The sequence below is a fragment of the Streptococcus parasanguinis genome (assembly GCF_023109675.1).
GTDB lineage: Bacteria > Bacillota > Bacilli > Lactobacillales > Streptococcaceae > Streptococcus > Streptococcus parasanguinis_I.
Window position 1 is genome coordinate 35,425 of the sequence record NZ_JALDUR010000001.1, and the last position, 26,329, is coordinate 61,753.

Below are 26,329 nucleotides of genomic sequence, written 5' to 3' on the forward strand. Positions count from 1 at the left end.
AATAATTGAGAGGCTAGGACTTCTGTCCCACTCTCTTTTTGTTTGTCTAGAAGGGGTTTGGTTGGTCGTTGCAACGGGTAAAAAGAATTGGTATACTAGTAGAAAGAAAAAAGGAGGATGCTGTGACCTTTCGAAAATTACGTCTATTAATGTCCAAATATGGATTTAGTATTTTGTTTATGGGCTTTGAACTATGGGCATCCTTTGCGGCCTTCTTCTGGCTTAATAGATGGTTCCCTCATTGGCTATCTGTTGCAGTCATTGGGCTCTTATATGTGTCTACAATCTTAGCTATTGTTAATCGAAATACCCCGCCTGAAAATAAGGTGACCTGGCTCTTGATTGCCGTCATTCCTGTCTTTGGATCGCTTTTATACCTCATGTTTGGCGAGCGGCGTTTGTCCAAAAAGGAAATGATCCAGCTGAAAAATATGGAGTCCATGAAGTTTCGAGAGGACAATAGTCATCAGTTGCGTAAGGAGCTCAAGCAAGAAAGCAAGGCGGTTTATGGCTTGGTCAAGTCGATTTTATCCATGGACCACAATGCGGATCTCTACAATGGGACGGCATCAACCTTTTACCCTCTAGGGGAGGAGATGTATGAGCAACTACTAGAGGATCTGAGAGCGGCGAAAAAATTTATCTTCATCGAGTTTTACATCATTGATGAGGGTTTGATGTGGAACAGTATCCTAGAAATTTTAGAGCAGAAAGTGAAAGAGGGGGTCGAAGTCAAACTCCTTTATGACGATATCGGCTGTATGGCAACCTTGGCTGGAAACTATACCAAACGATTGAGAAAGATGGGGATTGATGCCCATAAGTTTAACAAGGTGATTCCCCGCTTAACGGTGGCTTATAATAACCGAGACCACCGAAAGATTCTGGTCATTGATGGGCAGATCGGCTATACGGGTGGGGTCAATCTGGCAGACGAGTACATCAATCACATTGAGCGGTTTGGTCACTGGAAGGACAGTGCCATCCGTTTAGATGGACGAGCTGTTAAGGCCTTGACCCGACTTTTTCTCATGAACTGGTACATCAACCGTGGAGAAATAGAAGATTTTGACCGTTACCATATTGAAAACAAGGCGGTCGAAGGTGAAGGATTATACATTCCCTATGGAAGCGGTCCTAAACCGATTTACAAGTCGCAGGTTGGAAAGACGGTCTATCAAAATATGATCAACCAGTCGACAGATTACGTCTATATCACGACTCCTTACTTGATCATCGATTATGATTTGACAGAGGATATCCGCAATGCAGCCCTTCGTGGGGTGGATGTTCGCATCGTGACCCCGCATATTCCGGATAAAAAATTGATCCAAATTGTTACGCGTGGGGCTTACTTGGATCTGATGGATGCTGGTGTGAAAATCTATGAGTACACGCCTGGTTTTGTCCATAGCAAGCAAGTTCTTGCCGATGATGAAATGGCGGTTGTAGGGTCGATTAACTTTGATTACCGCAGTTTGGTCCATCACTATGAAAATGCGGTCTGGATGTATCGGACGCCTGCCTTGAAAAAGATTCGGGAGGACTTTGACCATATCTTTGAAGTGTCTCAAGAAATTACAGAGGATACCTTCCGCTTTACATGGCACCAAAGCTTAATCAAGGAAATTATGCAATTGTTCGCACCGATGTTGTAATAGGTGTGGGAATACAGAAGAAAGAGTCAGAAGCTGAGAGATCTGACTCTTTTTCCATAGGACTATGTGATAAGAGGCTGACAGGGTCAGCAGAATTTGGTATACTAGAGAAGATAATGGGCTTTTTTCTAAAAGGAAAGAGCAAAGATCTAGAAAAAGGAAACAGAATGAGCGAAAAAGAGCAAGAAATGACTTCGAAAAAATTAGGGATTCACGTGGGAGATAGTTTTCAGGATACACGTGAAATTCGCGAAGTGCTAGATAAATCAGTCTTTCGTGAAGAAGAGCCGACTCATAGCCAGCAGGCAGAAGTCTTGGAGGAGCCGGTTGCAATGGAGGCATCAGAGGAAATTCGTGATGCCAAGCCAGAAGCAGTAGCAGAACCTACACAAGAATCGGAACAGGAAGCGGAGCAACCTCTTAGTCGGATGAGTCGTCGTTCGCGTAAGGCGGGAGTTGAAGCGGCAAAAGCGGAAGCATCCAAGGTAGAAGAGAATACGGAAGAGCTAGAAGCAGATGTGGCAGTTGAGCCGATCCGTCGTCACTCCAAGCGTCCAGTGCCCCTAGCGATTCCTTTTGTGTTGAGTCTCTTGATTAGTTTACTGCATGTCGGGGTGCCATTTTTAACCCGTTTTGCCACCAATCAACAATCGCAAAACTTGTATGCTGGCTGGGCAATGACCAAGGGTCAAGTACCGTTTGGTGATTTTTACGGAACCAATGGTCTGCTCTATTATGCAATCAACTGGTTGGGAAGTTTAGCTGGTGGACATTGGATCTTGATGATCCTCCAAGCGATTGCCCTATTCTTTGCGGGTACTTACCTCTATCGGGTTGTGCGCTTGCTGGTGTCTGATAAAGATACAGCGAAGAATGTCCAGTTACTCTTTTATTTCTTGGTGTTAGGCCTTGGTTTTGGAGGGACTTACGTGACTCTCTTTAGCCTTCCAATCCTATTTGCCAGCATGAATTTCATTTTGGCTTATTTGATTGGGCATCGTAAGGATGAAGGCTTTATCCTTTATGGTGCGATTGCAGCTGTGGCTTTCTTGATTGATCCGATGACCAGTGCCTTGTTTTATTTGTTGGCCTTCCTTGGATTAACAGCCTTTAACATCAAGCAGAAGAGATGGGCGCGTGGCTTTTATCAACTGCTAGCAGCTCTCCTTGGTTTTTCACTCGTCTTTTATCCAATTGGCTATATCACCGTTTTGAATCAGACTTTTGGCTATGCCATTAACCAAGTAACCTATGTCTTTAATGCCTTGAATTTTAGCAATGGACAGACCTTCAGTAATGCCATTTATTATGGACTGTTGGCGCTGGCCTTTGGCCTAGTCTCTGCCTTTTTGATGTCTTTTACGAAGCAAAATAGCAGTGCTCGCCGGATCTTCCGCTTTATGGGATGGGCAGGTAGCTTGGTGGTCCTCATTGTGTCGATTGGTCTTCCTGAACAAGGCGCTTACCAATTGTTACCGATGTTGCCATTTGTTCTTCCTTTGTTTGCGATCTGGTTCTCACGAGATGGGGAAGAAAACGATGGGATCGAACGTCGTGGTCGGAAGAAGAAAAACAAGGAAGTTTGGGCCGCTTACTTTACGAGCCAAGTTTTCTTACCGCTAGTAGCCCTTGTCTATCTGTTGGCGAATCCAGTGGTTCAAGATGTCGTGCTTCAGTCTGGTCAATCGAGTGAACGGAGCGCTATTGCCAGCTACATTAAACATCACACCAAGTCGCAAGATACCATCTATGCTTGGGATACGACAGCTACTCTCTATCAAGAAAGCGATCGTTTGGCAGCTTCTGCCTTATTGACCCCAACGTCTTATCTGGGAATTAATGAAAATCGGACCAATGTGATCCAACAAATCGATCGGTCTGAACCCAAGTATATTGTGGTCAACAATCAGGTAGAATTGACCTCCAATATGAAGGACTTGCTCAAAGAAAATTATCATCTCGTTGAGAAGAAATACCGTCATTTCAAACTCTATCAACGCTCTTAAGAAAATCAATATCTTGTGCTTTAGAAAGTTTTTTATAAAATTTTCCACAAGATATTGATTTTTATTTTTGGAGTGGTATAATACAACTTGTATGTAAATAAATGAAGAGAGGCATGTTTGGTATGATCACCTTGAGAGAAGAAAAACTGAGAATGGCCCCGGATATTTTTGTTGAAAAACGAGATGGCCGTCGTGTTCCATTCGATGTTGAAAAAATTTATAAAGCCTTGTTGAAGGCAACAGAAGAAGTGACTTCTCTCACTCCCGTGATGGAAGCCAAACTAGAAGCCATTGTCGATCGTGTGATCGCAGAGATTTTGGAACGTTTTCCAAATGGCGTGAAGATCTATGAGATTCAAAATGTCGTCGAGCATGAATTGCTTCAAGCTAATGAATATGCGATTGCAGAGAGCTACATTACTTATCGCACCCAGCGTGATTTTGAGCGCTCAAAAGCGACGGATATCAACTTTACGATTGGCAAACTCCTCAATAAGGACCAAGCCGTCGTGAATGAAAACGCCAACAAGGACAGTGATGTCTTTAACACGCAACGGGACTTGACAGCAGGGATTGTTGGTAAGTCTATTGGTCTCAAAATGTTGCCCAAACACGTAGCCAATGCCCACCAAAAAGGGGACATTCACTACCATGATTTGGACTATAGCCCTTATACACCGATGACCAACTGCTGTTTGATCGATTTTGAAGGCATGCTCAGAAATGGCTTTAAGATTGGGAATGCAGAAGTAGAAAGTCCTAAGTCCATCCAAACTGCGACGGCTCAAATCTCGCAGATTATTGCCAATGTAGCCTCTAGTCAGTACGGGGGCTGTTCAGCTGACCGGATCGATGAGGTCCTGGCCCCTTATGCAGAAAAGAACTACCAAAAACACTTGGCAGATGCCAAAGAGTGGGTGCTTCCTGAAAAGCAAGAGGACTATGCTTGGAGCAAGACTCAAAAAGACATCTATGATGCCATGCAATCGCTGGAATATGAGATCAATACCCTCTTTACCTCGAACGGACAAACTCCCTTTACTTCGCTTGGTTTTGGTCTTGGAACCAATCGCTTCGAGCGGGAAATCCAAAAGGCGATTTTGGAAATCAGAATCAAGGGACTTGGATCGGAACATCGGACCGCTATCTTTCCAAAACTGATCTTTACCCTTAAGCGGGGGCTCAACCTAGAACTTGGAACTCCTAACTATGATATCAAGCAATTGGCCTTGGAATGTGCAACGAAGCGTATGTATCCAGACGTTTTGTCTTATGACAAGATTGTCGAGTTGACAGGCTCCTTCAAGGTGCCGATGGGATGTCGCTCTTTCCTTCAAGGTTGGAAGGACGAGAATGGTGTGGAAGTTAATTCTGGCCGGATGAACCTAGGGGTTGTGACAGTCAATTTACCTCGGATTGCCTTGGAATCTGGCGGAGACAAGGAGAAGTTCTGGCAAATCTTTAATGAACGGATGAACATCGCTGAAGATGCCTTGGTTTACCGGGTGGAACGCACCGAAGAAGCAACACCAGCCAATGCGCCGATCCTCTATCAATATGGGGCTTTCGGGAAACGCTTGGGTAAATATGACCAGGTAGATCAGCTCTTCCGTCATCGCAGAGCAACCGTTTCTCTTGGTTATATCGGGCTCTATGAAGTCGCAACCGTCTTTTATGGGCCAAATTGGGAACACAATCCAGAAGCCAAACAATTCACGATCGATATCATCAAGGATATGAAAGCGCGCGTGGAAGAATGGTCTGACCAGTATGATTACCACTTCTCCATCTATTCGACACCGTCAGAAAGCTTGACAGACCGCTTCTGTCGCCTGGATACGGAGAAATTTGGCAAGGTTCCGGATATCACAGACAAGGAATACTACACCAATAGTTTCCACTACGATGTTCGTAAGAACCCAACGCCGTTTGAGAAGTTAGATTTTGAAAAAGTTTATCCTGAAGCTGGGGCGTCTGGTGGCTTTATCCACTATTGTGAATACCCTGTGCTCCAACAAAATCCAAAAGCCCTTGAGGCGGTTTGGGATTATGCCTATGACCGGGTCGGTTATCTCGGAACCAATACGCCGATTGACCGTTGTTACAAGTGTGATTTTGAGGGAGATTTCACGCCGACTGAGCGCGGATTTGCTTGTCCAAACTGTGGCAATAGCGATCCTAAGACGGTTGATGTGGTCAAACGGACCTGTGGTTATCTCGGAAACCCACAAGCTCGTCCCATGGTCAATGGCCGTCATAAGGAAATCGCTGCGCGGGTCAAACACATGAATGGATCTACGATCAAATCAGCTGGGCACCAAGTGACAGATTAGAAAAGGATATTATGGGAAAATACCAATTAGATGATAAGGGTAAGGCTCAGGTTCAACGATTCCACGAGAAGCATTCAAAGGGTGGAATCAATAAAAAAGACCGAGTAGCCAGCCTGAGAGAACAATTTTTAAATAAAAATAAGAAAAAGTGAGAGTCCGCTCTCGCTTTTCTCTTATGGGGAGGGAATGATGGAATTACGCAGACCAACTTTAGCAGATAAAGAAACCATTCTAAAGATGATGGCAGAGTTCGAAGAGACCCGATCAGCCCATAACGGTGGCTTTTGGGATGCGGAAGCTTTTGTTTACGAAGCCTGGTTGGAAAGTAATCGTGACATGGAAATGGGGCTAGGAATTCCGGAAGGTTGGGTGCCTGCTGTTCAGTTAGTCGCTTTTGCAAGAGACGGTCAAGCGGTTGGCTTTCTTAATCTCCGCTTGCGCCTGAGTGCTTATCTCCTGGAGGAGGGTGGCCATATCGGCTATTCCATCCGTCCTTCTGAAAGGGGAAAAGGTTATGCCAAGGAAGCTCTCCGTCAAGGTCTGCAAGTAGCTAAAGAAAAGAACATCCATCGTGCTCTGGTGACTTGTAGCACGGAAAATCCTGCCAGCCGAGCGGTTATCTTAGCTAATGGCGGTCAATTTGAAGATGTTCGAAATGGAACGGAGCGTTATTGGATAGAAGTGGAGTAGAAGGATGACATGGAATACACCTAAACCAGGTGAATGGAAGAGTGAGGAACTGAGTCAAGGGCGCATCATCGACTACAAGGCTTTTAACTTTGTCGATGGCGAAGGAGTCCGCAACTCCCTTTATGTGGCCGGCTGCATGTTTCACTGTGAGGGCTGTTACAATGTAGCGACCTGGTCTTTCAATGCAGGCATTCCCTATACCAAAGAGTTAGAAGAGCAGATCATGGCAGATCTGGCCCAACCTTATGTCCAGGGCTTGACCCTACTTGGGGGGGAACCCTTTCTCAACACTGGCATCCTTCTGCCCTTGGTCAAGCGCGTGAGAAAAGAGTTGCCCGACAAAGATATTTGGTCTTGGACAGGATACACCTGGGAAGAAATGATGCTAGAGACACCAGACAAACTAGAGCTTCTCTCGCTGATTGATATTCTGGTCGATGGCCGCTATGATAAGAGCAAACGCAACCTCATGTTGCAGTTCCGAGGGTCTTCTAACCAGCGGATCATTGATGTTCAAAAATCCCTCAAAGAAGGAAAAGTCGTCATCTGGGACAAGCTCAATGACGGCGAGGAAAGCTTTGAGCAGGTCAAGCGAGATGATCTTTTGTAGGATCTTCAAAAAACCGGGTTTTTCACCCGGTTTTTTTGGATTCTCTGCATAAGTATACAAGGGATTTTGCTTATTTCAGAAAACGCTTACTTTTCAAATGTCCATAATGGACAAAAAAGTGATAATTAATGCATTTTTTGCTAAAAATATGTTACAATAAATATGATTAGGACTAATTGGAGGTATTTATGTCACAAAGGAGACGGAGTCGTCGTTCAGAGCATAAGTGGGGGCAATTGCGAATCATTAATTCCGTATTGCTTATTTTTTTGCTTATGACTGCAAGTTGGGCGACCTATACCATGTTGGCCAATAACATCTTGGCTTTTCGCTATGTTAATGTTCTCGTGATGGTACTACTAGTTGTTCTCTTGCTCTTGTCAGCTTGGTTTGTGATCAAAAATCAGGCCAAAAAGACAACTTTGGTCCTGCTTCTTGTCGGCTTATTGGCGAGTTCAGGAGTTTTATTTGCTAGTCAACAGCTACTAAATCTGACCAGTAATGTCAATGGCCACTCTAACTATACAGAGTTTGAGATGGCTGTCTATGTCAAGAAAGACAGTGACATCAAAGACATCAAAGAAATCAAGGAAGTGGTGGCACCAAAGGGCAACAATAATGAAGCCAATCTCACGGCCCTCTTGGACAATATCAAAAAGACTAAGGGTCAGGAAATTTCTGTAGTGGATGCACCGACTTATCTAGATGCCTATAAGAGCCTGCAAGAAGGGAATGCTTCTGCCATGGTGCTCAACAGTACCTTTGAAGATACTATCGCTGCTGAAGATGCCGACTATGCGAAGAAGTTGAAGAAAATCTATTCCTACAAGATTCGAAAAGAAGTAGCAGCGACGAGCAAGGTGTCTGCCAATGCGGATGTCTTTAACATCTATGTCAGCGGGATCGATACCTATGGCCCAGTAACTTCGGTTTCTCGATCAGATGTCAATATCATCATGACCGTCAATCGGAAGACCAAGCAAGTTCTGTTGACAACGACGCCGCGGGATGCCTATGTACCGATTGCAGATGGTGGGAACAACCAAAATGATAAGTTGACCCATGCGGGGATCTACGGTGTGGATGCTTCCATTCATACCCTTGAGAATCTGTATGATATCAAGCTCAACTACTATGTTCGTCTCAATTTCACATCCTTCCTCAAGTTGATTGACCTTCTAGGGGGGATCGATGTGGAAAATGACCAAGAATTCACGAGCTTGCACGGGAAGTTCCATTTCCCAGTAGGAAAGGTCCATTTGAATTCAGAGCAAGCACTCGGTTTTGTCCGAGAACGCTACTCTCTTCAAGGTGGTGACAATGACCGTGGGAAAAACCAAGAAAAAGTCATTGCGGCCATTATCAAAAAGTTGACCTCTACTAAGGTCTTAAGCAACTACAACGAGATTATCGGAAACCTCCAAGATTCTGTCCAAACCAATATGCAGTTGCCAACTATGATGAACTTGATCAATACCCAGCTAGAAACGGGTGGTTCTTATGAGGTGACATCTCAAGCGATCACCGGTCAAGGACGAAATGACTTGCCGTCTTATGCTATGCCTGGTTACAACCTCTATGTCATGGAGTTGGATCAAGCCAGCTTGACCAAGGCTAAGGAAACCATTCAAAAAGTAATGGAAGGAAAAGAAAAATGATTGATATCCATTCGCACATCGTCTTTGATGTGGATGATGGACCAAAGACAAGAGAAGATACGCGTGCCTTATTGGAAGAAAGCTATCGCCAAGGGGTACGGACCATTATCTCCACTTCTCATCGTCGCAAGGGAATGTTTGAAACTCCAGAAGAAAAGATTTCTGAAAATTTTCAAGAAGTGAAAAAAATTGCGGCAGAGGTCGCGCCAGATTTAACGATTCATTACGGGGCAGAGATCTACTTTACCAATGATGTCTTGAAAAAACTGGAAGAAAAGATCATTCCACGTTTGGCAGAGACGCGCTTTGCGCTGATTGAATTCAGTATGGGAACGCCTTACAAGGACATCCATACGGCCTTGGACCGTTTGCTCCATCTAGGTGTGACACCGGTGGTGGCCCATATTGAGCGCTACAAGTGCTTGGAGAAAAATGAGGAGCGCGTGCAAGAGATGATTGACATGGGCTGCTACATGCAGATCAATAGTTCCAGCGTTCTCAAGCCTCGCCTCTTTGGGGATGAGCAAAAACAACTCAAAAAACGAGCTCGGTACTTCTTAGAAAAAGACTTAGTGCACTTTGTGGCCAGTGATATGCACAATGTGGATAAACGACCGCCTTATATGGCAGAAGCCTATCGCTTGATCAAGGAAGAATACGGAGAACAACGAGCACAAGCTCTCTTTGTCAGCAATCAAGAACTCTTGTTAGCGGATGAATTAATCTAACCAGGAAACAGGTGGAGAGATCCACATGAAGGAGTAATTAGGAAATGAACAATCAAGAAAATCAAGCAGTGGAAATTGATGTTTTCGCTATGCTGAAGACCCTATGGAAACGCAAGTTTTCGATCGTTTTGGTCGCTCTTGTCTTTGCCATTGCAGCATTTGGCTACAGTGCCTTTTTAGCCAAGAAAGAATACCAAAGTACTAGCCGGATCTACGTGGTCAGTCGTCAAAACCAAGACAACAATGCCTTGACAAACTCTGATTTGCAGGCGGGTTCTTACTTGGTTAAGGACTACCGTGAGATCATTCTTTCTCAGAATGTCTTGAGCCAAGCCATCGAAGAATTGAAACTCGATCTGACACCTGCTGAATTGTCGAAAAAGATCAGTGTGTCCGTTCCGACAGATACTCGTATCCTTTCGATCACGGCTAAGGACGGAGATCCAAAAGAAGCGGCTCGTATTGCCAATGGCCTTCGAAATGTAGCAGCTGAAAAGATCATTGCTGTGACCAAGGTGTCAGATGTTACGACCTTGGATGAAGCAGAAGTGCCTCAAACACCTTCTTCACCAAATATCCGACGCAATGTCCTTCTTGGTTTTATTGCTGGAGCAGGCCTCATGGTGGTGCTCATGGTCGTAGTAGAAGTCTTGGACGATCGTGTTAAGAGACCAGAAGATATCGAAGAGTTGATGGGCTTAACCTTACTTGGTATTGTGCCAGATATTAAGAAACTGTAGACTGGGGATCGCATGAATACGTTAGAAATTTCAAAAAACAAATTGCAAGAAGTTCGGAAGGTCGAAGAGTACTTTAATGCCCTGGCGACGAATATCCAATTGAGTGGGGTAGACTTAAAAGTCATCGCCATCTCATCTGTTCAAGAAAATGAAGGGAAATCAACCACTTCAACCAACTTGGCCGTTGCCTTTGCGCGTGCGGGTTACAAGACCCTTTTGGTCGACTGTGATATCCGAAACTCTGTCATGACAGGGATTTTCCGTAGTCGTACTAAGATCCAAGGCTTGACCGACTTTTTATCTGGTCGTAGCCAATTGGACCACATTTTGTATGCGACTGATTTTCCAAACTTGGATATCATCGAGTCTGGACAGGTAGCGCCAAACCCAACGGGTCTCTTGCAAAGCAAGAACTTCACCGTGATGATGGATGCCCTGCGTGAGCATTTTGACTACATCATTGTCGACACGCCTCCAATCGGGGTCGTGATCGATGCGGCCATTATCGCCCAACGCTGTGATGGAACTGTCTTGATCACAGAATCTGGCGCCAATGGACGCAAGGCTGTCCAAAAGGCTAAGGACCAATTAGAACAAACAGGCACACCTTTCTTGGGAGTAGTGCTTAACAAATTCAACATTAAAGCTGCTGAATATGGTTCGTATGGTGGATATGGATCTTACGGAGAGTATGGGAAAAAGTAAAGAATAGGATTGAGGGAAAATGGGAGAAGAAAGAATCGAACTGGAAAAACTAAATATTGTTCTCTTTCAAAGTTTGGCTGTCCTATTTTCAGCTTACATTGTGAGTCTTTTTAAGGATGCAGAATACACGTCGCAGACAATCGCTATTCTCTATCTCTTACATTTTGTATCCTTTTACATTAGCAATACTGCCTATCGTTTTTACAGCAGAGGCTATCTAGATGGGCTCTTTCAGGTCTTGAAATACAATGTATTTTTCGCTGTTGGGATCACCTTTACCTCTTTTATGCTGGATGGGGTCTTTTCCATCTCTCGTCGGGGGATGATCTACTTCTTTCTTTTCAATACGTTTTCTGTCTATGTCATGGATCTCTTGCTCAAGAGATACCGGAAGTCTGTTTCACCACGGCGGAAAAGCTCGCGAAAGATTTTCCTGATTACAGCGACTAGCCGGATGGAAAAGGTATTTGATATTTTGCATTCGCCTAGCCTTTATCATGGAGAACTAATCGGTGTCACTGTCATGGACGATACGAATTTTGCTCATTCAGGTGTACGGGTGGTGCAGCCAGATCAAATGATGAACTTTGTGACCAAGGAAGTGGTGGATGAAGTGTTTATCAATCTGCCAAGTGAGGACTACAATATTAGTGATTTCGTCTCGGAGTTTGAGAGTATGGGGATCGATGTATCGGTCAATCTCAATGCCTTTAACTTCGCTTCCTTGGGCAATAAACGGGTTCGAGAAGTCGGGGGACTAAGTGTCGTCACTTTCTCAACCAATTTCTATAAACCAAGTCACGTCTTTGCTAAACGTCTCTTAGATGTTGTAGGCGCCCTCTTTGGTCTCTTGATTTGTGGACTAGTGAGTATCGTTTTGGTCCCTCTAATCCGCAAAGATGGTGGACCTGCTTTCTTTGTACAGAAGCGGGTCGGAAAGAACGGACGGTATTTTAACTTCTATAAATTCCGCTCTATGCGCGTGGATGCCGAAGAGATTAAAAAAGATCTGATGGCGCAAAATACCATGACTGGTGGGATGTTTAAGATGGAAAACGATCCACGGGTAACACCAATCGGACGCTTTATCCGTAAGACCAGTCTGGATGAATTGCCACAATTTTACAATGTTCTGATCGGCGATATGAGTCTAGTCGGAACTCGTCCTCCAACGGTAGACGAATACCAAGACTATACGCCAGCCCAAAAACGCCGCCTCAGCTTCAAGCCCGGGATTACAGGCCTTTGGCAAGTGAGCGGACGCAGTGAGATTACAGATTTTGACGAAGTGGTCAAACTCGACGTTGCATACATGGATGGTTGGACGATCTGGAGAGATATTCAGATCCTGCTCAAGACCGTGAAGGTTGTACTTAGAAAAGAAGGAGCGAAGTAGGAAAATGCCTACTTCGTCCTTTCCATGTTAGGAGAAAAATGACACAATCAATTTATATCGTTGGTTCCAAAGGGATTCCAGCAAAATATGGTGGTTTTGAGACCTTTGTTGAAAAGTTGACAGAATTCCAACAAGATAAAGATATCCAGTATTATGTAGCTTGTATGCGGGAGAATTCAGCCAAATCAGGGATTACTGCAGATACTTTTGAACATAACGGTGCAATTTGCTACAACATTGATGTCCCTAATATTGGTCCTGCACGTGCCATTGCTTACGATATTGCAGCACTTAATAAGGCGATTGAAATCGCAAAGGAAAACAAGGACCAGGCACCAATCTTTTATGTCTTGGCTTGTCGGATTGGTCCCTTTATTTCAAGGATAAAAAAGAAAATCAAGGCTATCGGAGGAACTCTGATGGTCAATCCGGATGGTCATGAGTGGCTTCGTGCCAAGTGGAGTCTTCCAGTCCGCAAGTATTGGAAGTTTTCTGAGCAACTCATGGTCAAACATGCTGATCTTTTGATTTGTGATAGTAAGAACATCGAAGCTTATATTCAGAAGGATTATGCTAAGTATCAGCCACAGACGACCTATATTGCTTATGGAACCGATACAAGCAAGTCTATCCTGAGTAAAGAAGACGAGAAAGTACGGACTTGGTTTGCAGATAAGCAAGTTACTGAAGGAGATTACTACCTTGTCGTGGGACGTTTTGTACCGGAAAACAACTATGAGGCCATGATTCGTGGCTTTATGCAGTCAAACTCCCAAAAAGATTTTGTTCTAATTACCAATGTAGAACAAAACAAGTTCTATGAACAGTTGCGTAAAGATACAGGATTTGATCAAGATCCTCGAGTGAAGTTTGTCGGGACGGTCTATGATCAAGAATTGCTCAAATACATCCGTGAGAATGCCTTTGCTTACTTCCATGGTCATGAAGTAGGTGGTACCAATCCATCCCTTCTTGAGGCTCTTGAGTCTACTAAGCTCAATCTCTTGTTGGATGTTGGCTTTAACCGTGAAGTCGGTGAAGATGGGGCGCTCTATTGGAAGAAAGATCAATTGGCACATGTCATCGATCAGGCTGAACAAATGGATACTCAAGCAATCGAAGATCTCAATCAAAAATCAAGTCAACGGATTGCTGAAGCCTTTACTTGGGAAAAAATTGTTACAGACTACGAGAAAGTATTTAAAGGATAGAAATGCAGAAAATTTTATATCTTCACGCTGGTGCCGAAATGTATGGTGCTGACAAGGTTTTGTTGGAGCTTATTAAGGGTTTGGATAAAGATGCTTTTGAGGCACACGTTATCTTACCCAATGATGGTGTCTTAGTTGGTGCATTGGAAGAGGTCGGTGCTAAGGTTAAAGTCATTGATTACCCAATCTTGCGCCGGAAATATTTTAATCCAAAAGGAATCCTTGAGTACTTTGGTTCCTATAACCGTTACTCCAAACAAATTGCTCAATACGCTAAGGAGAATGGCATTACTCTTATTCACAATAATACGACTGCGGTACTTGAGGGGATTTATCTTAAACGTAAGTTGAAATTACCTTTGATTTGGCATGTGCATGAAATTATCGTCAAACCAAAAGCAATCTCTGATTTCATCAACTTTTTGATGGGGCGCTATGCGGATACGATTGTGACAGTTTCAAATGCTGTTGCTAATCATGTCAAGCAGTCTCGTTTTGTAAAAGATGACCAAGTTCAAGTCATCTATAATGGTGTTGACAATGCTGTTTATCAGGTGATGGATGCTAGTGCGGTCCGTGATCAGTTTGGTATCGCCCAGGATGCTTTGGTGATCGGAATGGTTGGTCGAGTGAATGCTTGGAAAGGTCAAGGCGACTTCCTAGAAGCTGTGACGCCAATCTTACAGGCTAATCCAAAAGCAGTAGCCTTTTTGGCAGGAAGTGCATTTGAAGGTGAAGAGTGGCGCGTGGAGGAGTTGGAGAAGGCTATATCAGACTCACCAGTAGCTGGACAAATCAAGCGAATTGACTATTATAGCAAGACAACAGAACTCTATAATATGTTTGATATCTTTGTCTTGCCAAGTACCAATCCAGATCCACTACCAACAGTCGTACTAGAAGCGATGGCTTGTGGTAAACCTGTAGTCGGTTACCGTCATGGTGGTGTCTGTGAAATGGTTAAGGAAGGCGAAAACGGCCTTCTTGCCACACCAAATCAACCTTCTGAATTATCCAAGGCTATTCAAGAATTGGCTGAGAACACTGAGAAGAGAGAACAATTTGGAAAGGCATCTGTTAAACGCCAAAAAGAACTATTCTCATTACAAAGTTATATTCGGAATTTTTCGGAGTTGTATAAGAACTATTAAGATGAATACTGAAACAATTAAGAACAAGTTAAAACCAATCGTTTATCCAATCATTAACTTTATTCCTCGGCGAAGACTCAAGAATAAGAATTTCACGATTATTTGTGATAATTGTTGGGCAGGAAAAGTTTATCAAGAATTGGGTTTGCCTTACCAAACGCCATTTGTAGGGATGTTTATCTTTTCACCTGATTACATTAAGATGCTTAAGAATTTAAAACATTATTTGAGCGGAAACATCCCTTTGAAATTTGTTAAGGAATCAAAATATATCAAAGACTTTGATAATGCCTATCCTCTAGCACTCCTTGATGATATTGAACTTCATTTCTTGCATTATGCAGATGAAGAAGAAGCTACTAAAAAATGGAATCGTCGTTTGAAGAGAATGCATTGGGATAATTTGTATTTCAAGTTCAATGACAATGATGCTTGTACTTATGAGCTGATGAAAGAGTTTGAAGAGCTTCCATACAAGAGTAAGGTGATTTTCTCTTCAAAGAATTATAGTGACCTACCTTCATTGGTCCACTTTAAATCAGCTGAAAAGCAAGGACACGTTGGCATCGATTTGAAAACGTACCACCGTTATTTTAATGCTGTTACTTGGTTGAATAAGGGTGGAGAGGATCTAACTAAATGAAAAGAATAAGACTTATTATTCCATATTTCGGAAGACTTCCAAAATTTTTCCCATATTTTTTGTTGACCGCCAAACGTAATCAAAAGATTGATTTCTTAATTTATACGGATCAAAATATTGACCAATTGGAAATTTTGAACGCTGAGAATATTGAATTTAAGACTCTTTCGTTTGATGATTTAAGAAAAAAAGTACAGTCTAAATTTGATTTTGAAATTTCTCTCAAAACACCTTATAAATTATGTGACTATAAAGTTGCTTATGGGTTTATCTTTGAAGAGGAGTTGAAGGGATACGACTACTGGGGATTTTGTGATACAGACGTCTTACTTGGTGATATTTATCAATTTCTGGAAGAACATAGCTTTTTTGAGAATGACTATGCTCGATATGGTCTTTTAGGTCATCTTCAAATTTTTAAGAATTCAAGAGAAGTTAATCGTGTTTTTATGTCTGGGCAAGGTTCATACTATCGATTAGATTATCACAATGTCTATACTAGTGAACAAAATTTTATTTTTGATGAGGCAGAAGGCATCCAAAAGCTTTTTGAAAAATGTCATTTCAAACAACTGCAAGATAAGTTTTTTGATGATATTGATATTAGTCATTTCTCATTTAGGGAATATGGTGAAAATGAACCGAAACGCTATTATTTTTGGTCAGAGGAAAATGGTTTGGAATCGATAAATTTAATCGATGGTGATATAGTGGTTAAGCGTCCTCTATATGCACATTTCCAAAAGAGGATGATTAAATGTCCTGAGTTTAAATTGGTTGATTCATTTTATGTTATACCAAATCAATTAGTTATTGGAGAGAAAATTTCTAAGCAAGAGCTAGTAGAGGTAACAAGAAATAAATTCTATTGGGAATATATTAGATCAACAATGTTAAAGAAATTAAAAAAAGAAAAATGGACACTAGAATTTATTCGTCATAAATTAAGGATGAAGAGTAATGAATAATATAGATTTGAGTATTATTGTTCCAGTATTTAATGTTGAAGGTTATTTAAAAAGAGCCCTAGATTCCATACTTATGCAATCGTCGCCAATCAATTATGAAATTGTGTTAATTGATGACGGTTCAAGTGATAATAGCGGTGCGATTTGTGATAAGTATCAAAATAATTTTTCTAACGTTTGTGTTAGGCATATTGAAAATAACGGAGTGTCAGAAGCTAGGAACTTAGGTATTTCTTTGTCGAGAGGTAATTATTTATTTTTTATGGATCCTGACGACTTCGTATCTGAGGATTTCTTTGAAAAAATATTTCCTAACCTCAATGATAAATGGGATGTTCTTTGTTTTGGCTACAACGAAATTAAAGAAAATAAGGACACTATTTTGTCTTGTCGCCCTCATTTGTATACGCATTGTGGTCTTCTTGGAAAGAATGAATTTAGAAATCAATTTATAGAGTTATTCAAAACTGATATGATGTATAATGTTTGGTCAAGAATCTATAACAAGTCATTTATTTTAAAACACGATATTCAGTTTCCTAGTAAACCAATAGGAGAGGATACTTCATTCAATTTTCAAGTTTATCGACATTTAGATAACATTCTTTTTATTGAATCGACTCTTTATAATTATATTGCTGGTAGAAGCGGTTCAGCATTGACCAGTTTTCATCCTAGAAGAATCGAAATACAATTAGATGAACTTCAAGCATTGCAAAAATTACTTGAAAAGTTCCAAATAGAAGATGCCACATTAATTCAAGAAATTAAGACAAAAATTATTGTAAGTGCAGCCTTTCAAATTTCTAATTTAAATGCGAGAAGGAAAGAAAAGATAGAATTACTGCAATCTATTATTACTAATAAAGCTTTTGATCATATTTTTTCAGGAAATAGGAATCAAATGATTGGGTCTTATAAGACCTTATTAAGACAGCGAGATATTTCTTCTTTTCTTAGAAGATTGAGTATTGATCTTCTCACCCAAAAAAAATTTCGGACAGTCATCTTTATTGAAAAAATGAAAATGAATCCAATTTTACGTAAAATTGCTTTTAAATAGGTGTAGCTATTTTATTAAGAGAAAAAGGGATTATGTTAAAAATTAAGTTTGAGAACCTTTTGGTTATTCTAGTATTGACTCTCATTGTTGGGTACGATACTCTTATGACAACAATGTTAAACAGAATAATCCCAAACCTTCCGGTTGTTTTATTAATCTGTTTTTCATTATTATTATGTTTTAGATTTTTGTATATAAAAAAATTCACGTTCTTTTATATCTTAACTGCTATTTTATTACTACTAACAAGTTCTATCGTATTCATGCATACGGGCGGGACTAATTTCCTACTTTATTCATTATTGATTTTGTTATTATATGATGCAGATATTGATGTTATCTTAAAAACATACGTTATTGTGTCAGGAACGATAGTGTTCGGAGTGTTCTTACTTTCAATTCTGGGAGTTATTCCTAATTTACAATTTGCTCAGGTCCGTTCGTCTGGCCTTGTGATTAGAAATTCCTTTGGTTTCATTTATCCAACTGACTTTGCGTCTCACTGTTTTTATTTATTTATTGCTTGGGGATATGTACTACGGAAAAGGTTCATCATACTACGAACCTTGGTAGGTATTAGTTTAGCATTTTTTATCATCAAATTTTGTGATGCTAGGTTAAATGCCCTTTCTGTACTTGTAGCAACTTTCATTTTTATTGTTATGTATGTTACTAAAGAAAGAAAATTTAAAATTTATGGGATCCTACCTTATTTTGCAGCTATATTTTCTTTCTTAATGTTTTACTTATCGTACTTCTTTACCTGGTCTTCTTCATTATTTGTGAGTTTGAACAACTTATTCAGTATGAGGTTATTTTTAGGGAAAAATGCAATAGAGACCTATGGATTACATTTGTTTGGAGCAACCGGGGTTAAGTTTATAGGATATGGTGGCACAACAGAATCAGTATACAGTTATAACTATGTAGATTCCTCTTATATTCAAATGTTATTTTACTACGGAGTTGTTCCTGTAGTATTACTGGTATTGATTTATGTACTTGCATCAAAGAGAATTTATAAACAGGGTATGTTCCTATTCTTAGCTTTATTATCGCTTATTACAATTAATTGTATGATAGAAGCTTTTTGGATAAGACCAGGATATAATATTTTTATTTTTACACTTTTTGCTAGCCTTGTGCCAGTTCAATACAAAATAAAAGATAGAATTGAATGATCATGAAAGTTCTTAAAAATTACGCCTATAATCTCTCCTACCAGTTACTGGTGATTATCTTGCCGATTATCACCACCCCTTATGTGACGCGGGTCTTTAGTTCAAATGACTTGGGGACCTATGGCTATTTCAACTCCATTGTTACTTATTTTCTCCTTTTGGCGACGCTAGGAGTGGCTAATTATGGAACTAAGGAGATTTCAGGACACCGAAAAGACATCCAAAAGAATTTCTGGGGGATTTATACTCTCCAGTTGGGGGCTACGATTTTATCTCTTGCCCTCTATGTTCTTTTGTGTGTAACTCTATCTTCTATGCAAAATCCTGTCGCTTATATCTTAGGACTTAGCTTGATTTCTAAGGGACTCGACATTTCCTGGCTCTTTCAGGGATTAGAGGATTTCCGTAAGATTACGATTCGGAATATCACGGTCAAACTGGTTGGAGTCACCTCCATCTTCTTGTTTGTCAAATCTGCCAATGATCTGTATCTCTATGTATTCTTATTAACGATCTTTGAGCTTTTAGGTCAGCTCAGTATGTGGCTACCCGCTCGTGAATTTATTGGGAAAGCACATTTTGATTTAGCTTATGCACGGGTGCATTTAAAACCGGTCATTCTGCTCTTTTTACCGCAGATTGCCATTTCCTTGTATGTCACTTTGGACCGAACCATGCTGGGGGCTCTCGCATCTACAAAGGATGTAGGGATCTATGACCAGGCCTTAAAATTGGTCAATATTTTGTTAACCTTGGTGACTTCACTGGGGAGTGTCATGTTGCCTCGGGTATCGAGCCTCTTATCCTCAGGGGACCACAAAGCGGTTAACAAGATGCATCAAATGTCCTTTTTGATTTATAATTTGGTCATTTTCCCGATTATTGCCGGCATGCTGATTGTCAATGATGATTTTGTTCAATTCTTCCTAGGGAAGGATTTCCAGGATGCACGTTATGCCATTGCCATCATGATTTTTAGAATGTTCTTTATCGGATGGACCAATATCATGGGGATTCAAATTCTAATCCCTCATAATAAAAATAAAGAATTTATGATTTCGACAACTGTTCCTGCCATTGTCAGTGTCGGATTGAACCTAATCTTCCTACCAAAACTGGGCTTTATTGGAGCTTCGATTGTTTCAGTGTTGACAGAAGCTTTGGTATGGGGGATTCAACTCTACTTCACACGAACGTATCTTAAAGAAGTGCCGATTATGGGCTCAATGATGAAGATTGTGTTCGCTTCAGGCCTCATGTATGGTCTTTTGCTACTAGTCAAGTCCATCGTCCACCTTTCGCCGACGCTGAATGTCGTTCTGTATGCTGGCCTAGGTGGGGTCATCTATGGGACCTTGATTTTGCTCCTCAAAGTAGTGAATGTGAAAGAGTTGAAACAGCAATTAATAAAAAAATAGGGAGACAACTATGTACGATTATCTGATTGTTGGTGCTGGTCTATCGGGGGCAATTTTTGCTCATGAGGCAACCAAACGTGGCAAAAAAGTAAAAGTGATTGATAAACGGGACCACATTGGTGGTAATATCTATTGTGAAGAAGTTGAAGGAATCAATGTTCATAAGTACGGTGCCCACATTTTCCATACCTCAAACAAAAAGGTTTGGGATTATGTCAACCAATTTGCTGAATTTAACAACTATATCAATTCACCGGTAGCTAATTACAAGGGCAGACTCTACAATCTTCCCTTCAACATGAATACCTTCTATGCCATGTGGGGGACAAAGACTCCTCAAGAAGTCAAAAACAAGATTGCGGAGCAAACGGCGGATATGAAAGATGTTGAGCCTAAGAACTTGGAAGAACAAGCGATCAAGTTGATTGGTCTGGACATCTATGAAAAGTTGATCAAGGGCTATACGGAGAAGCAATGGGGACGTTCTGCAACAGACCTGCCTCCTTTCATCATTAAGCGCCTCCCAGTGCGTTTGACCTTTGATAATAACTACTTTAACGACCGTTACCAAGGGATTCCAATTGGTGGTTATAATGTCATCATTGAAAACATGCTGGGTGATGTAGAAGTAGAGCTTGGCGTTGATTTCTTTGCTAATCGTGAAGAACTGGAAGCTTCAGCTGAAAAAATTGTCTTCACAGGGATGATCGACCAGTACTTTGACTACAAGCATGGAGAGTTGGAATATCGTAGCCTTCGATTCGAACACGAAGTTTTGGATGAGGAAAATCATCAAGGTAATGCTGTGGTCAACTACACCGAGCGTGAAATTCCATACACTCGGATCATCGAGCACAAGCACTTTGAGTATGGGACTCAACCGAAGACGGTGATTACCCGTGAATACCCAGCTGATTGGAAACGAGGCGATGAGCCCTACTATCCAATCAATGATGAAAAGAATAATGCGATGTTTGCCAAGTACCAAGAAGAAGCATCCAAAAATGACAAGGTCATCTTCTGTGGACGCCTAGCAGACTATAAATACTACGATATGCATGTGGTTATTGAGCGTGCTCTAGAAGTCGTTGAGAAAGAATTTATTAAATGACACAAGAAAAAATTGATATCGTGGTTCTTTGGGTCGACGGAAGTGATACTGAGTTTATCCGCGAGAAACAAGCCGTGACAGGTCAAATGTCAAAAATAGACCAAGAAATCGACGGAGAGCAACGTTATCGTGATTACGGTATTTTTAATTACTGGTTTCGAATGATTGAAAAGCATGCTCCTTGGGTGAATAATGTTTATCTAATTACCAACGGGCAAAAGCCTGACTGGTTAAATTTGGAGCATCCAAAACTTAAATTGGTCACTCATAAGGAATTTATGCCTAATGAATATCTACCTACCTATAATTCAGCGGCTATTGAGCTTAATCTTCATCGGATTGAAGGATTGTCGGAGAACTATTTGTATTTCAATGATGATATGTACTTGATTAGAGATAGTCAACCTTCAGATTTTTATAAAAATGGTCAACCCAAGCTTTTAGCAGTATACGATGCTTTAGTTCCATGGTCACCATTTACGAACACTTATCACAATAACGTTGAATTAATCTATCGGCATTTTCCTAATAAGAAGGCTTTGAAATCTTCGCCTTGGAAATTCTTTAATTTCCGTTATGGTTCCTTGGTTTTGAAAAACTTGTTACTCTTGCCTTGGGGTCCGACAGGATACGTGAACCAACATTTACCTGTTCCAATGAAGAAGAGTACTTTGGCACATTTGTGGGAAATTGAGGGAGCAACATTAGATAAAACGTCACGAAATAAAATTAGAGACTATGGAGTAGACGTCAATCAATAAGTTTGTTCTAATTGGCAAATTGAAAGTAATCAGTTTTATCCTATGTCTAAAAATTTCGGAGAAACAATTGGTTTAAATCAAGTGGATAAGCTGGAATCTATCTTTACAGATAGACGTAAAAAACTGCTTTGTGTCAATGATGATGGGGACTTTAGGGAAGAAAACATCATTCATTTCAAGCAAATTTTAAATGAATATTATCCTAAAAAATCAGCGTATGAAAAATGAGAAGTAAGAGATGAAATACTATTTAAAAGAAGAATTTTTACACGACAATAATGCTAAAAATGCGGGAAATAAAGCACGTAATGACGTTGAAGCAATTTTAAATAAATTAGGTTATTCTCCGTTGAAAGTTTTGGTGGATGACTGGTATCAAATGAATGTTCTTAGGGCACAGATTCATAAATATAGAGCTCTCTTTAGAGCTTTCAAAGACCTAAAGAAAAATGATGAGATCATAATTCAATTTCCTTTGTTACATCATTCTTTATTTCTTAACCATTTACTAAAAAAACTTAAAAACAGGGGTACGGATGTCTATTTTTTAGTTCATGATTTGGAAACACTGCGTTTTGTGAATGATAAAACCTTACCATTTAGAATGAAGTTACGGATGAAACTAACTGAAAGTGATACGTTCCGTAGTGTTACAGGAATTATTGCTCACAACCCGGTTATGAAATCTGTTTTAGTGGATAAGGGGGTTGTAGAAGATAAGATTGTCAGCCTTGGTATTTTTGACTATTTGATTCCAGATTTTCAAGAAAAAAGTGGCCAAACAAAAGACCAGCCGATAATTGTGGCAGGTAATTTGGCCAAGGAAAAAGCTGGCTATCTTTACTCACTTCCTGCAGAACCTGTCTATAACCTTTATGGTGTAGGTTTTGACGAGAGTAGAGCACTTGAAAACGAGACCTACTTTGGTTCCTTCCTACCGGATGAACTTCCTGCAGCCCTTGAGGGCGGTTTTGGTCTGGTCTGGGATGGAGATAGCGTTGAGACCTGTAGTGGCTTTTTTGGAGAATACCTCCGTTACAACAACTCCCACAAGGCGTCGCTTTATCTAGCATCGGGCTTCCCGCTTGTCGTGTGGAAACAGTCAGCCTTGTCTCATTTTGTGCTTGAGAAGGGCTGCGGGATTGCAGTAGAGTCTCTCCATGATTTGAAGGAGACAATCGACAATCTTTCAGATGCTGATTACCAAGACTTTGTGGACAATGCCAAACGTGTCGGTCAGGAAATCCGAGAGGGTCACTACCTAAAGACGGCCTTAAATCAATTAGCATAAGATCAAAAGAAGTCAGACGGACTTCTTTTTTTAGTTTTTCAAAAAAATGTCACTAATTTTAAAAATTTGCCCCATAAAACTTTTCATCTCTGAAACCGTGTGGTAAAATGATTAACGTATAAAATTTGTATAAAGGGAAGTTGATATGAAAAAGAAAGATCTTATTTTTTATGCGAGTGCAACGGTACTATTGGCCTTTTCAACGCAACAGGTCAAGGCTGATGAACAAACTTCATCTGACCAAACATTTGAAAAAACTGCCACAATCGTTTTAAAGGCAGAAACCTCGTCAAATACAGAGAATACAGGAATACATGCTGAAAGATCAGTGGCAATAGAGAAAAAGGCTGATACAGAAGCATACCGGAACGAAACTGCTAAAAATAACGCTGAATTTGCGGAATATGTTGCTGAAGAAAAGATCGAAACAGAATCTCCATCTTCCGCTGTGTTTACAAGTCTCTCTTCCAATAGAAAAGAAGAACATACAAGTGCTACAACAAGTGGAACGATTCCCACTACAGAAGCAAAAGCCAGTGGGACACTTTTAATCGAGAATAACAATCCGGTGGCAGGAACGTTTGACGCAGTTGTTCGTGATATTGAAGCCCCAAATGGTTTGAAAGAAGTTCTTGTTCCAACATGGAGCCTTGAAAACGGTCAAGATGATCTGATATGGCATAAAGCTATGAGAGAGCCTGACGGCTCTTATCGTGCGAAAATTAAAGCCTCCGATCACAAAGATTCCACTGGGAATTACCGGGCAGATGCTTATGTAATTGATAAAAAAGGGAGAGCCCAGTATCTATCTCAAAAGATTGTTGCTGTTGATTATGCACGACCAAGTGGTGCCCTTTCAATTGAGAATAACAATACTGTAGCAGGGACATTTGATGCGGTTATTCGAAACATTGTCGCTCCAAATGGTGTGAAAGAGGTATTGGTTCCGTCATGGAGTTTAGAGAATGGTCAAGATGACCTCATCTGGCATAAAGCGACTAAGCAAAGTGATGGTAGCTATCGTGTCACCATTAAGGCAACCGAACATAAAGGGAATAAAGGGAACTACCGAGCAGATGCTTATGTTGTAGACAACTCAAATAATCGTCACTACATTGCTGAAAAAGTAGTAGCTGTTGATTACACACGGCCAAGAGGTGTCCTTTCAATTGAAAACAACGATACTGTAGCAGGGACATTTGATGCAGTTGTTCGTGACATTGTTGCGCCAAATGGCGTTAAAGACATCTTGGTTCCATCATGGAGTCTTGCTGGTGGTCAGGACGACCTCATCTGGCATAAGGCTACTCGTCAAGCCGATGGTTCTTACCGCGTGACGATTAAGGCAACAGATCATAAGAACTCTACAGGGAGATATCGTGCTGATGCTTATCTTGTAGATAATTCTAATACTCCTTTTTACCTAACGGAAAAAGTGGTAGAAGTTACCCAAACTCGTCCGACTGCAAGTCTCATTATTGAAAATAATAATGCTGAATTGGGAACTTTTGATGCAGTTGTTCGTAATATTTCCGCTCCAAATGGGATTAAAGAAGTCTTAGTTCCATCGTGGAGTCTTGTGAATGGCCAAGATGATCTTATTTGGCACAAAGCGACTCGACAACCAGACGGTAGCTATCGTGTTACCATCAAGTCCGATGAGCACAAGAATTCACTTGGTAATTATCGTGCTGACCTCTATATCGTTGATAACAAAAATCAACACCATTATATCACTGAAACGGTGGTGGATGTTAAGCATAACAAACCAATTGGTACGATTTCAATAGTTAACAACAACAAAGATACGGGAACTTTTGACGTCATTATTAAAGATGTCTACAGCCCTAAAGGCGTACGAACAGTTCAAGTCCCAACTTGGTCTGACAAGGATGGTCAGGACGATCTTCGTTGGTATGAAGCAACTCGTCAAGCAAACGGAGATTACAAGGTTTCTGTGAAGGTTAGTGACCATAAAAATTCTACTGGGAAGTACTTTGTTCACCTATACTACATTCAGAATGATGGCACACGAGTCGGTGTTGGTGGGACAACTACAGACGTGGAATTCCGTAATGCTAAGACAAAAACACAGGCCTACATCAAGAATGTGAATTCGAACAACGGTACTTATACGGTAGTTGTGGATCAAGCGCCTCAGGGACGTCGGATTAAGAACATCCGTGTTGCAGCCTGGTCTCAAGCGCACCAAGAAAATCTCTACTGGTATTCAACGGCACCTTCTGGTATGCACACAGAAGTGCAGGTTTCTGCAGCAAATCACCAGTACCAATCAGGTAACTATACCACCCACGTCTATGTGGACTATGTCGATGGTGGCGTTGAAGGCTTTAACCTCGGTCAAACAGCCCTTCATCCTCGTGCGACAGTATCTCAGACTGCTTTTAATCCTCGTGTAACGAATGGGCAACGGGACCGTGTCTTACGGGCAGCAGCTAGTTTAGTTGGTGTTCGTGGCGGAACTGCAGCTCACCATCAATTGGTCAATGATTACAACAGTGTCAAACCACTTCCTGTAGGTTATGCAGTGAAGACGACCGATGATTGGTGTGATATCTTTGTCACAACAGTCTTCCAGCGTGAGGGCTTGAGTGGTTTGATTGGCCGTGAATGTGGAGTCGAACGTCACATTCAGATCTTCAAACGCTTGGGCATTTGGAATGAAGATGGGACCACTACACCAAAAGCAGGGGACATCATCACCTTTAACTGGGATCAAAATAGCCAGCAAAATAATGGTTTTGCGGATCACATCGGAATTGTTGAGAGCGTCTCAAATGGGATTATTCATACCATTGAAGGAAACTCCAACAACCAAGTCCGTCGCAATACGTATCGGATCGGTCATGGCAATATCCGTGGATTTGCAACTCCTCGCTATCAATAACAAAGAAAAGAAGCCATAGGCTTCTTTTTTAGAATGCAGATAAATTTTTTTAAAATAAAATGAGAGATTCTGTCAATTGTTTTAAATAATTTTTATCTT

At 41.0% G+C, this 26,329-nt stretch carries 21 protein-coding genes and 1 pseudogene; all 22 read left to right on the plus strand.

The window, feature by feature from the left end; translation table 11 throughout:
• The first annotated feature begins 122 nt into the window (after positions 1–122).
• The 22 genes and pseudogenes from cls to M1G14_RS00260 all read left to right on the plus strand — a co-directional run bounded on the left by cls (position 123) and on the right by M1G14_RS00260 (position 26,230).
• Entirely contained in the window at positions 123–1,658 is a 1,536-nt protein-coding gene (gene cls, locus M1G14_RS00155) for a cardiolipin synthase (RefSeq protein WP_129824847.1), read from the plus strand.
• Positions 1,659–1,825: 167 nt separating this feature from the next.
• The gene (locus M1G14_RS00160; RefSeq protein WP_247926095.1) at positions 1,826–3,664 is read left to right on the plus strand and encodes an MFS transporter; all 1,839 of its coding nucleotides are present in this window, start codon (positions 1,826–1,828) and stop codon (positions 3,662–3,664) included.
• Between the two features lie 122 nt (positions 3,665–3,786).
• On the plus strand, positions 3,787–5,997 hold the full coding sequence (gene nrdD / locus M1G14_RS00165; RefSeq protein WP_247926163.1) for an anaerobic ribonucleoside-triphosphate reductase: 2,211 nt from the start codon (positions 3,787–3,789) through the stop codon (positions 5,995–5,997).
• 11 nt (positions 5,998–6,008) lie between these two features.
• Positions 6,009–6,149 carry a hypothetical protein gene (locus M1G14_RS00170; RefSeq protein ID WP_003002079.1) on the plus strand — a complete coding sequence of 47 codons (141 nt, stop codon included), beginning with the start codon at positions 6,009–6,011 and terminating at the stop codon, positions 6,147–6,149.
• A gap of 37 nt (positions 6,150–6,186) precedes the next feature.
• Positions 6,187–6,687 carry a GNAT family N-acetyltransferase gene (locus tag M1G14_RS00175; RefSeq protein ID WP_247926096.1) on the plus strand — a complete coding sequence of 167 codons (501 nt, stop codon included), beginning with the start codon at positions 6,187–6,189 and terminating at the stop codon, positions 6,685–6,687.
• Positions 6,688–6,691: 4 nt separating this feature from the next.
• Positions 6,692–7,297, plus strand: a complete 606-nt coding sequence (nrdG, locus tag M1G14_RS00180; RefSeq protein ID WP_227223801.1) for an anaerobic ribonucleoside-triphosphate reductase activating protein — start codon at positions 6,692–6,694, stop codon at positions 7,295–7,297.
• 188 nt (positions 7,298–7,485) lie between these two features.
• The gene (gene cpsA, locus M1G14_RS00185) at positions 7,486–8,955 is read left to right on the plus strand and encodes an LCP family glycopolymer transferase CpsA (protein ID WP_247926097.1); all 1,470 of its coding nucleotides are present in this window, start codon (positions 7,486–7,488) and stop codon (positions 8,953–8,955) included.
• Positions 8,952–9,683: a capsular polysaccharide biosynthesis protein Cps4B gene (cps4B, locus tag M1G14_RS00190; protein WP_049492611.1), complete on the plus strand. Its 732-nt coding sequence runs from the start codon at positions 8,952–8,954 to the stop codon at positions 9,681–9,683. Before cpsA ends, cps4B begins: the two co-directional genes overlap by 4 nt.
• Before the next feature lie 44 nt (positions 9,684–9,727).
• On the plus strand, positions 9,728–10,423 hold the full coding sequence (locus M1G14_RS00195) for a Wzz/FepE/Etk N-terminal domain-containing protein (protein WP_247926098.1): 696 nt from the start codon (positions 9,728–9,730) through the stop codon (positions 10,421–10,423).
• Positions 10,424–10,435: 12 nt separating this feature from the next.
• Entirely contained in the window at positions 10,436–11,128 is a 693-nt protein-coding gene (locus M1G14_RS00200) for a tyrosine-protein kinase (RefSeq protein WP_247926099.1), read from the plus strand.
• Between the two features lie 19 nt (positions 11,129–11,147).
• On the plus strand, positions 11,148–12,524 hold the full coding sequence (locus M1G14_RS00205; RefSeq protein ID WP_247926100.1) for a sugar transferase: 1,377 nt from the start codon (positions 11,148–11,150) through the stop codon (positions 12,522–12,524).
• Positions 12,525–12,562: 38 nt separating this feature from the next.
• On the plus strand, positions 12,563–13,735 hold the full coding sequence (cps2T, locus tag M1G14_RS00210) for a beta 1-4 rhamnosyltransferase Cps2T (RefSeq protein WP_061455837.1): 1,173 nt from the start codon (positions 12,563–12,565) through the stop codon (positions 13,733–13,735).
• Between the two features lie 2 nt (positions 13,736–13,737).
• Positions 13,738–14,886, plus strand: a complete 1,149-nt coding sequence (locus M1G14_RS00215) for a glycosyltransferase family 4 protein (protein ID WP_247926101.1) — start codon at positions 13,738–13,740, stop codon at positions 14,884–14,886.
• A 1-nt stretch (position 14,887) separates the two neighbouring features.
• Positions 14,888–15,529, plus strand: coding sequence for a DUF1919 domain-containing protein (locus tag M1G14_RS00220; protein WP_070464684.1), 642 nt, complete (start codon positions 14,888–14,890; stop codon positions 15,527–15,529).
• Positions 15,526–16,497 carry a DUF6625 family protein gene (locus M1G14_RS00225; RefSeq protein WP_070464679.1) on the plus strand — a complete coding sequence of 324 codons (972 nt, stop codon included), beginning with the start codon at positions 15,526–15,528 and terminating at the stop codon, positions 16,495–16,497. The genes M1G14_RS00220 and M1G14_RS00225 overlap by 4 nt, the downstream gene beginning before the upstream one ends.
• The gene (locus M1G14_RS00230; RefSeq protein ID WP_070464677.1) at positions 16,490–17,560 is read left to right on the plus strand and encodes a glycosyltransferase family 2 protein; all 1,071 of its coding nucleotides are present in this window, start codon (positions 16,490–16,492) and stop codon (positions 17,558–17,560) included. Before M1G14_RS00225 ends, M1G14_RS00230 begins: the two co-directional genes overlap by 8 nt.
• Before the next feature lie 32 nt (positions 17,561–17,592).
• The gene (locus M1G14_RS00235; RefSeq protein WP_049474183.1) at positions 17,593–18,741 is read left to right on the plus strand and encodes a hypothetical protein; all 1,149 of its coding nucleotides are present in this window, start codon (positions 17,593–17,595) and stop codon (positions 18,739–18,741) included.
• Between the two features lie 2 nt (positions 18,742–18,743).
• A complete protein-coding gene (locus M1G14_RS00240; RefSeq protein ID WP_070464842.1) occupies positions 18,744–20,159 on the plus strand; it encodes a flippase in 1,416 nt (471 codons plus the stop codon).
• A gap of 10 nt (positions 20,160–20,169) precedes the next feature.
• Entirely contained in the window at positions 20,170–21,270 is a 1,101-nt protein-coding gene (gene glf / locus M1G14_RS00245; RefSeq protein ID WP_045760006.1) for a UDP-galactopyranose mutase, read from the plus strand.
• Positions 21,267–22,259: pseudogene (locus M1G14_RS00250) on the plus strand (stealth family protein). The gene glf and the pseudogene M1G14_RS00250 overlap by 4 nt, the downstream one beginning before the upstream one ends.
• Positions 22,260–22,269: 10 nt before the next feature.
• A complete protein-coding gene (locus tag M1G14_RS00255; RefSeq protein WP_049474185.1) occupies positions 22,270–23,322 on the plus strand; it encodes a glycosyltransferase in 1,053 nt (350 codons plus the stop codon).
• A gap of 145 nt (positions 23,323–23,467) precedes the next feature.
• Positions 23,468–26,230, plus strand: a complete 2,763-nt coding sequence (locus M1G14_RS00260) for a GBS Bsp-like repeat-containing protein (RefSeq protein WP_247926102.1) — start codon at positions 23,468–23,470, stop codon at positions 26,228–26,230.
• The last annotated feature ends 99 nt before the right edge of the window (positions 26,231–26,329 follow it).

Excerpts from the sequence above, each read along its gene's own strand:
- M1G14_RS00160 (WP_247926095.1), top strand. The coding sequence starts at position 1,826 with ATGAGCGAAAAAGAGCAAGAAATGACTTCGAAAAAATTAGGGATTCAC.
- nrdD (WP_247926163.1), top strand. The coding sequence starts at position 3,787 with ATGATCACCTTGAGAGAAGAAAAACTGAGAATGGCCCCGGATATTTTT.
- M1G14_RS00170 (WP_003002079.1), top strand. The coding sequence starts at position 6,009 with ATGGGAAAATACCAATTAGATGATAAGGGTAAGGCTCAGGTTCAACGA.
- M1G14_RS00175 (WP_247926096.1), top strand. The coding sequence starts at position 6,187 with ATGGAATTACGCAGACCAACTTTAGCAGATAAAGAAACCATTCTAAAG.
- nrdG (WP_227223801.1), top strand. The coding sequence starts at position 6,692 with ATGACATGGAATACACCTAAACCAGGTGAATGGAAGAGTGAGGAACTG.
- cpsA (WP_247926097.1), top strand. The coding sequence starts at position 7,486 with ATGTCACAAAGGAGACGGAGTCGTCGTTCAGAGCATAAGTGGGGGCAA.
- cps4B (WP_049492611.1), top strand. The coding sequence starts at position 8,952 with ATGATTGATATCCATTCGCACATCGTCTTTGATGTGGATGATGGACCA.
- M1G14_RS00195 (WP_247926098.1), top strand. The coding sequence starts at position 9,728 with ATGAACAATCAAGAAAATCAAGCAGTGGAAATTGATGTTTTCGCTATG.
- M1G14_RS00200 (WP_247926099.1), top strand. The coding sequence starts at position 10,436 with ATGAATACGTTAGAAATTTCAAAAAACAAATTGCAAGAAGTTCGGAAG.
- M1G14_RS00205 (WP_247926100.1), top strand. The coding sequence starts at position 11,148 with ATGGGAGAAGAAAGAATCGAACTGGAAAAACTAAATATTGTTCTCTTT.
- cps2T (WP_061455837.1), top strand. The coding sequence starts at position 12,563 with ATGACACAATCAATTTATATCGTTGGTTCCAAAGGGATTCCAGCAAAA.
- M1G14_RS00215 (WP_247926101.1), top strand. The coding sequence starts at position 13,738 with ATGCAGAAAATTTTATATCTTCACGCTGGTGCCGAAATGTATGGTGCT.
- M1G14_RS00220 (WP_070464684.1), top strand. The coding sequence starts at position 14,888 with ATGAATACTGAAACAATTAAGAACAAGTTAAAACCAATCGTTTATCCA.
- M1G14_RS00225 (WP_070464679.1), top strand. The coding sequence starts at position 15,526 with ATGAAAAGAATAAGACTTATTATTCCATATTTCGGAAGACTTCCAAAA.
- M1G14_RS00230 (WP_070464677.1), top strand. The coding sequence starts at position 16,490 with ATGAATAATATAGATTTGAGTATTATTGTTCCAGTATTTAATGTTGAA.
- M1G14_RS00235 (WP_049474183.1), top strand. The coding sequence starts at position 17,593 with ATGTTAAAAATTAAGTTTGAGAACCTTTTGGTTATTCTAGTATTGACT.
- M1G14_RS00240 (WP_070464842.1), top strand. The coding sequence starts at position 18,744 with ATGAAAGTTCTTAAAAATTACGCCTATAATCTCTCCTACCAGTTACTG.
- glf (WP_045760006.1), top strand. The coding sequence starts at position 20,170 with ATGTACGATTATCTGATTGTTGGTGCTGGTCTATCGGGGGCAATTTTT.
- M1G14_RS00255 (WP_049474185.1), top strand. The coding sequence starts at position 22,270 with ATGAAATACTATTTAAAAGAAGAATTTTTACACGACAATAATGCTAAA.
- M1G14_RS00260 (WP_247926102.1), top strand. The coding sequence starts at position 23,468 with ATGAAAAAGAAAGATCTTATTTTTTATGCGAGTGCAACGGTACTATTG.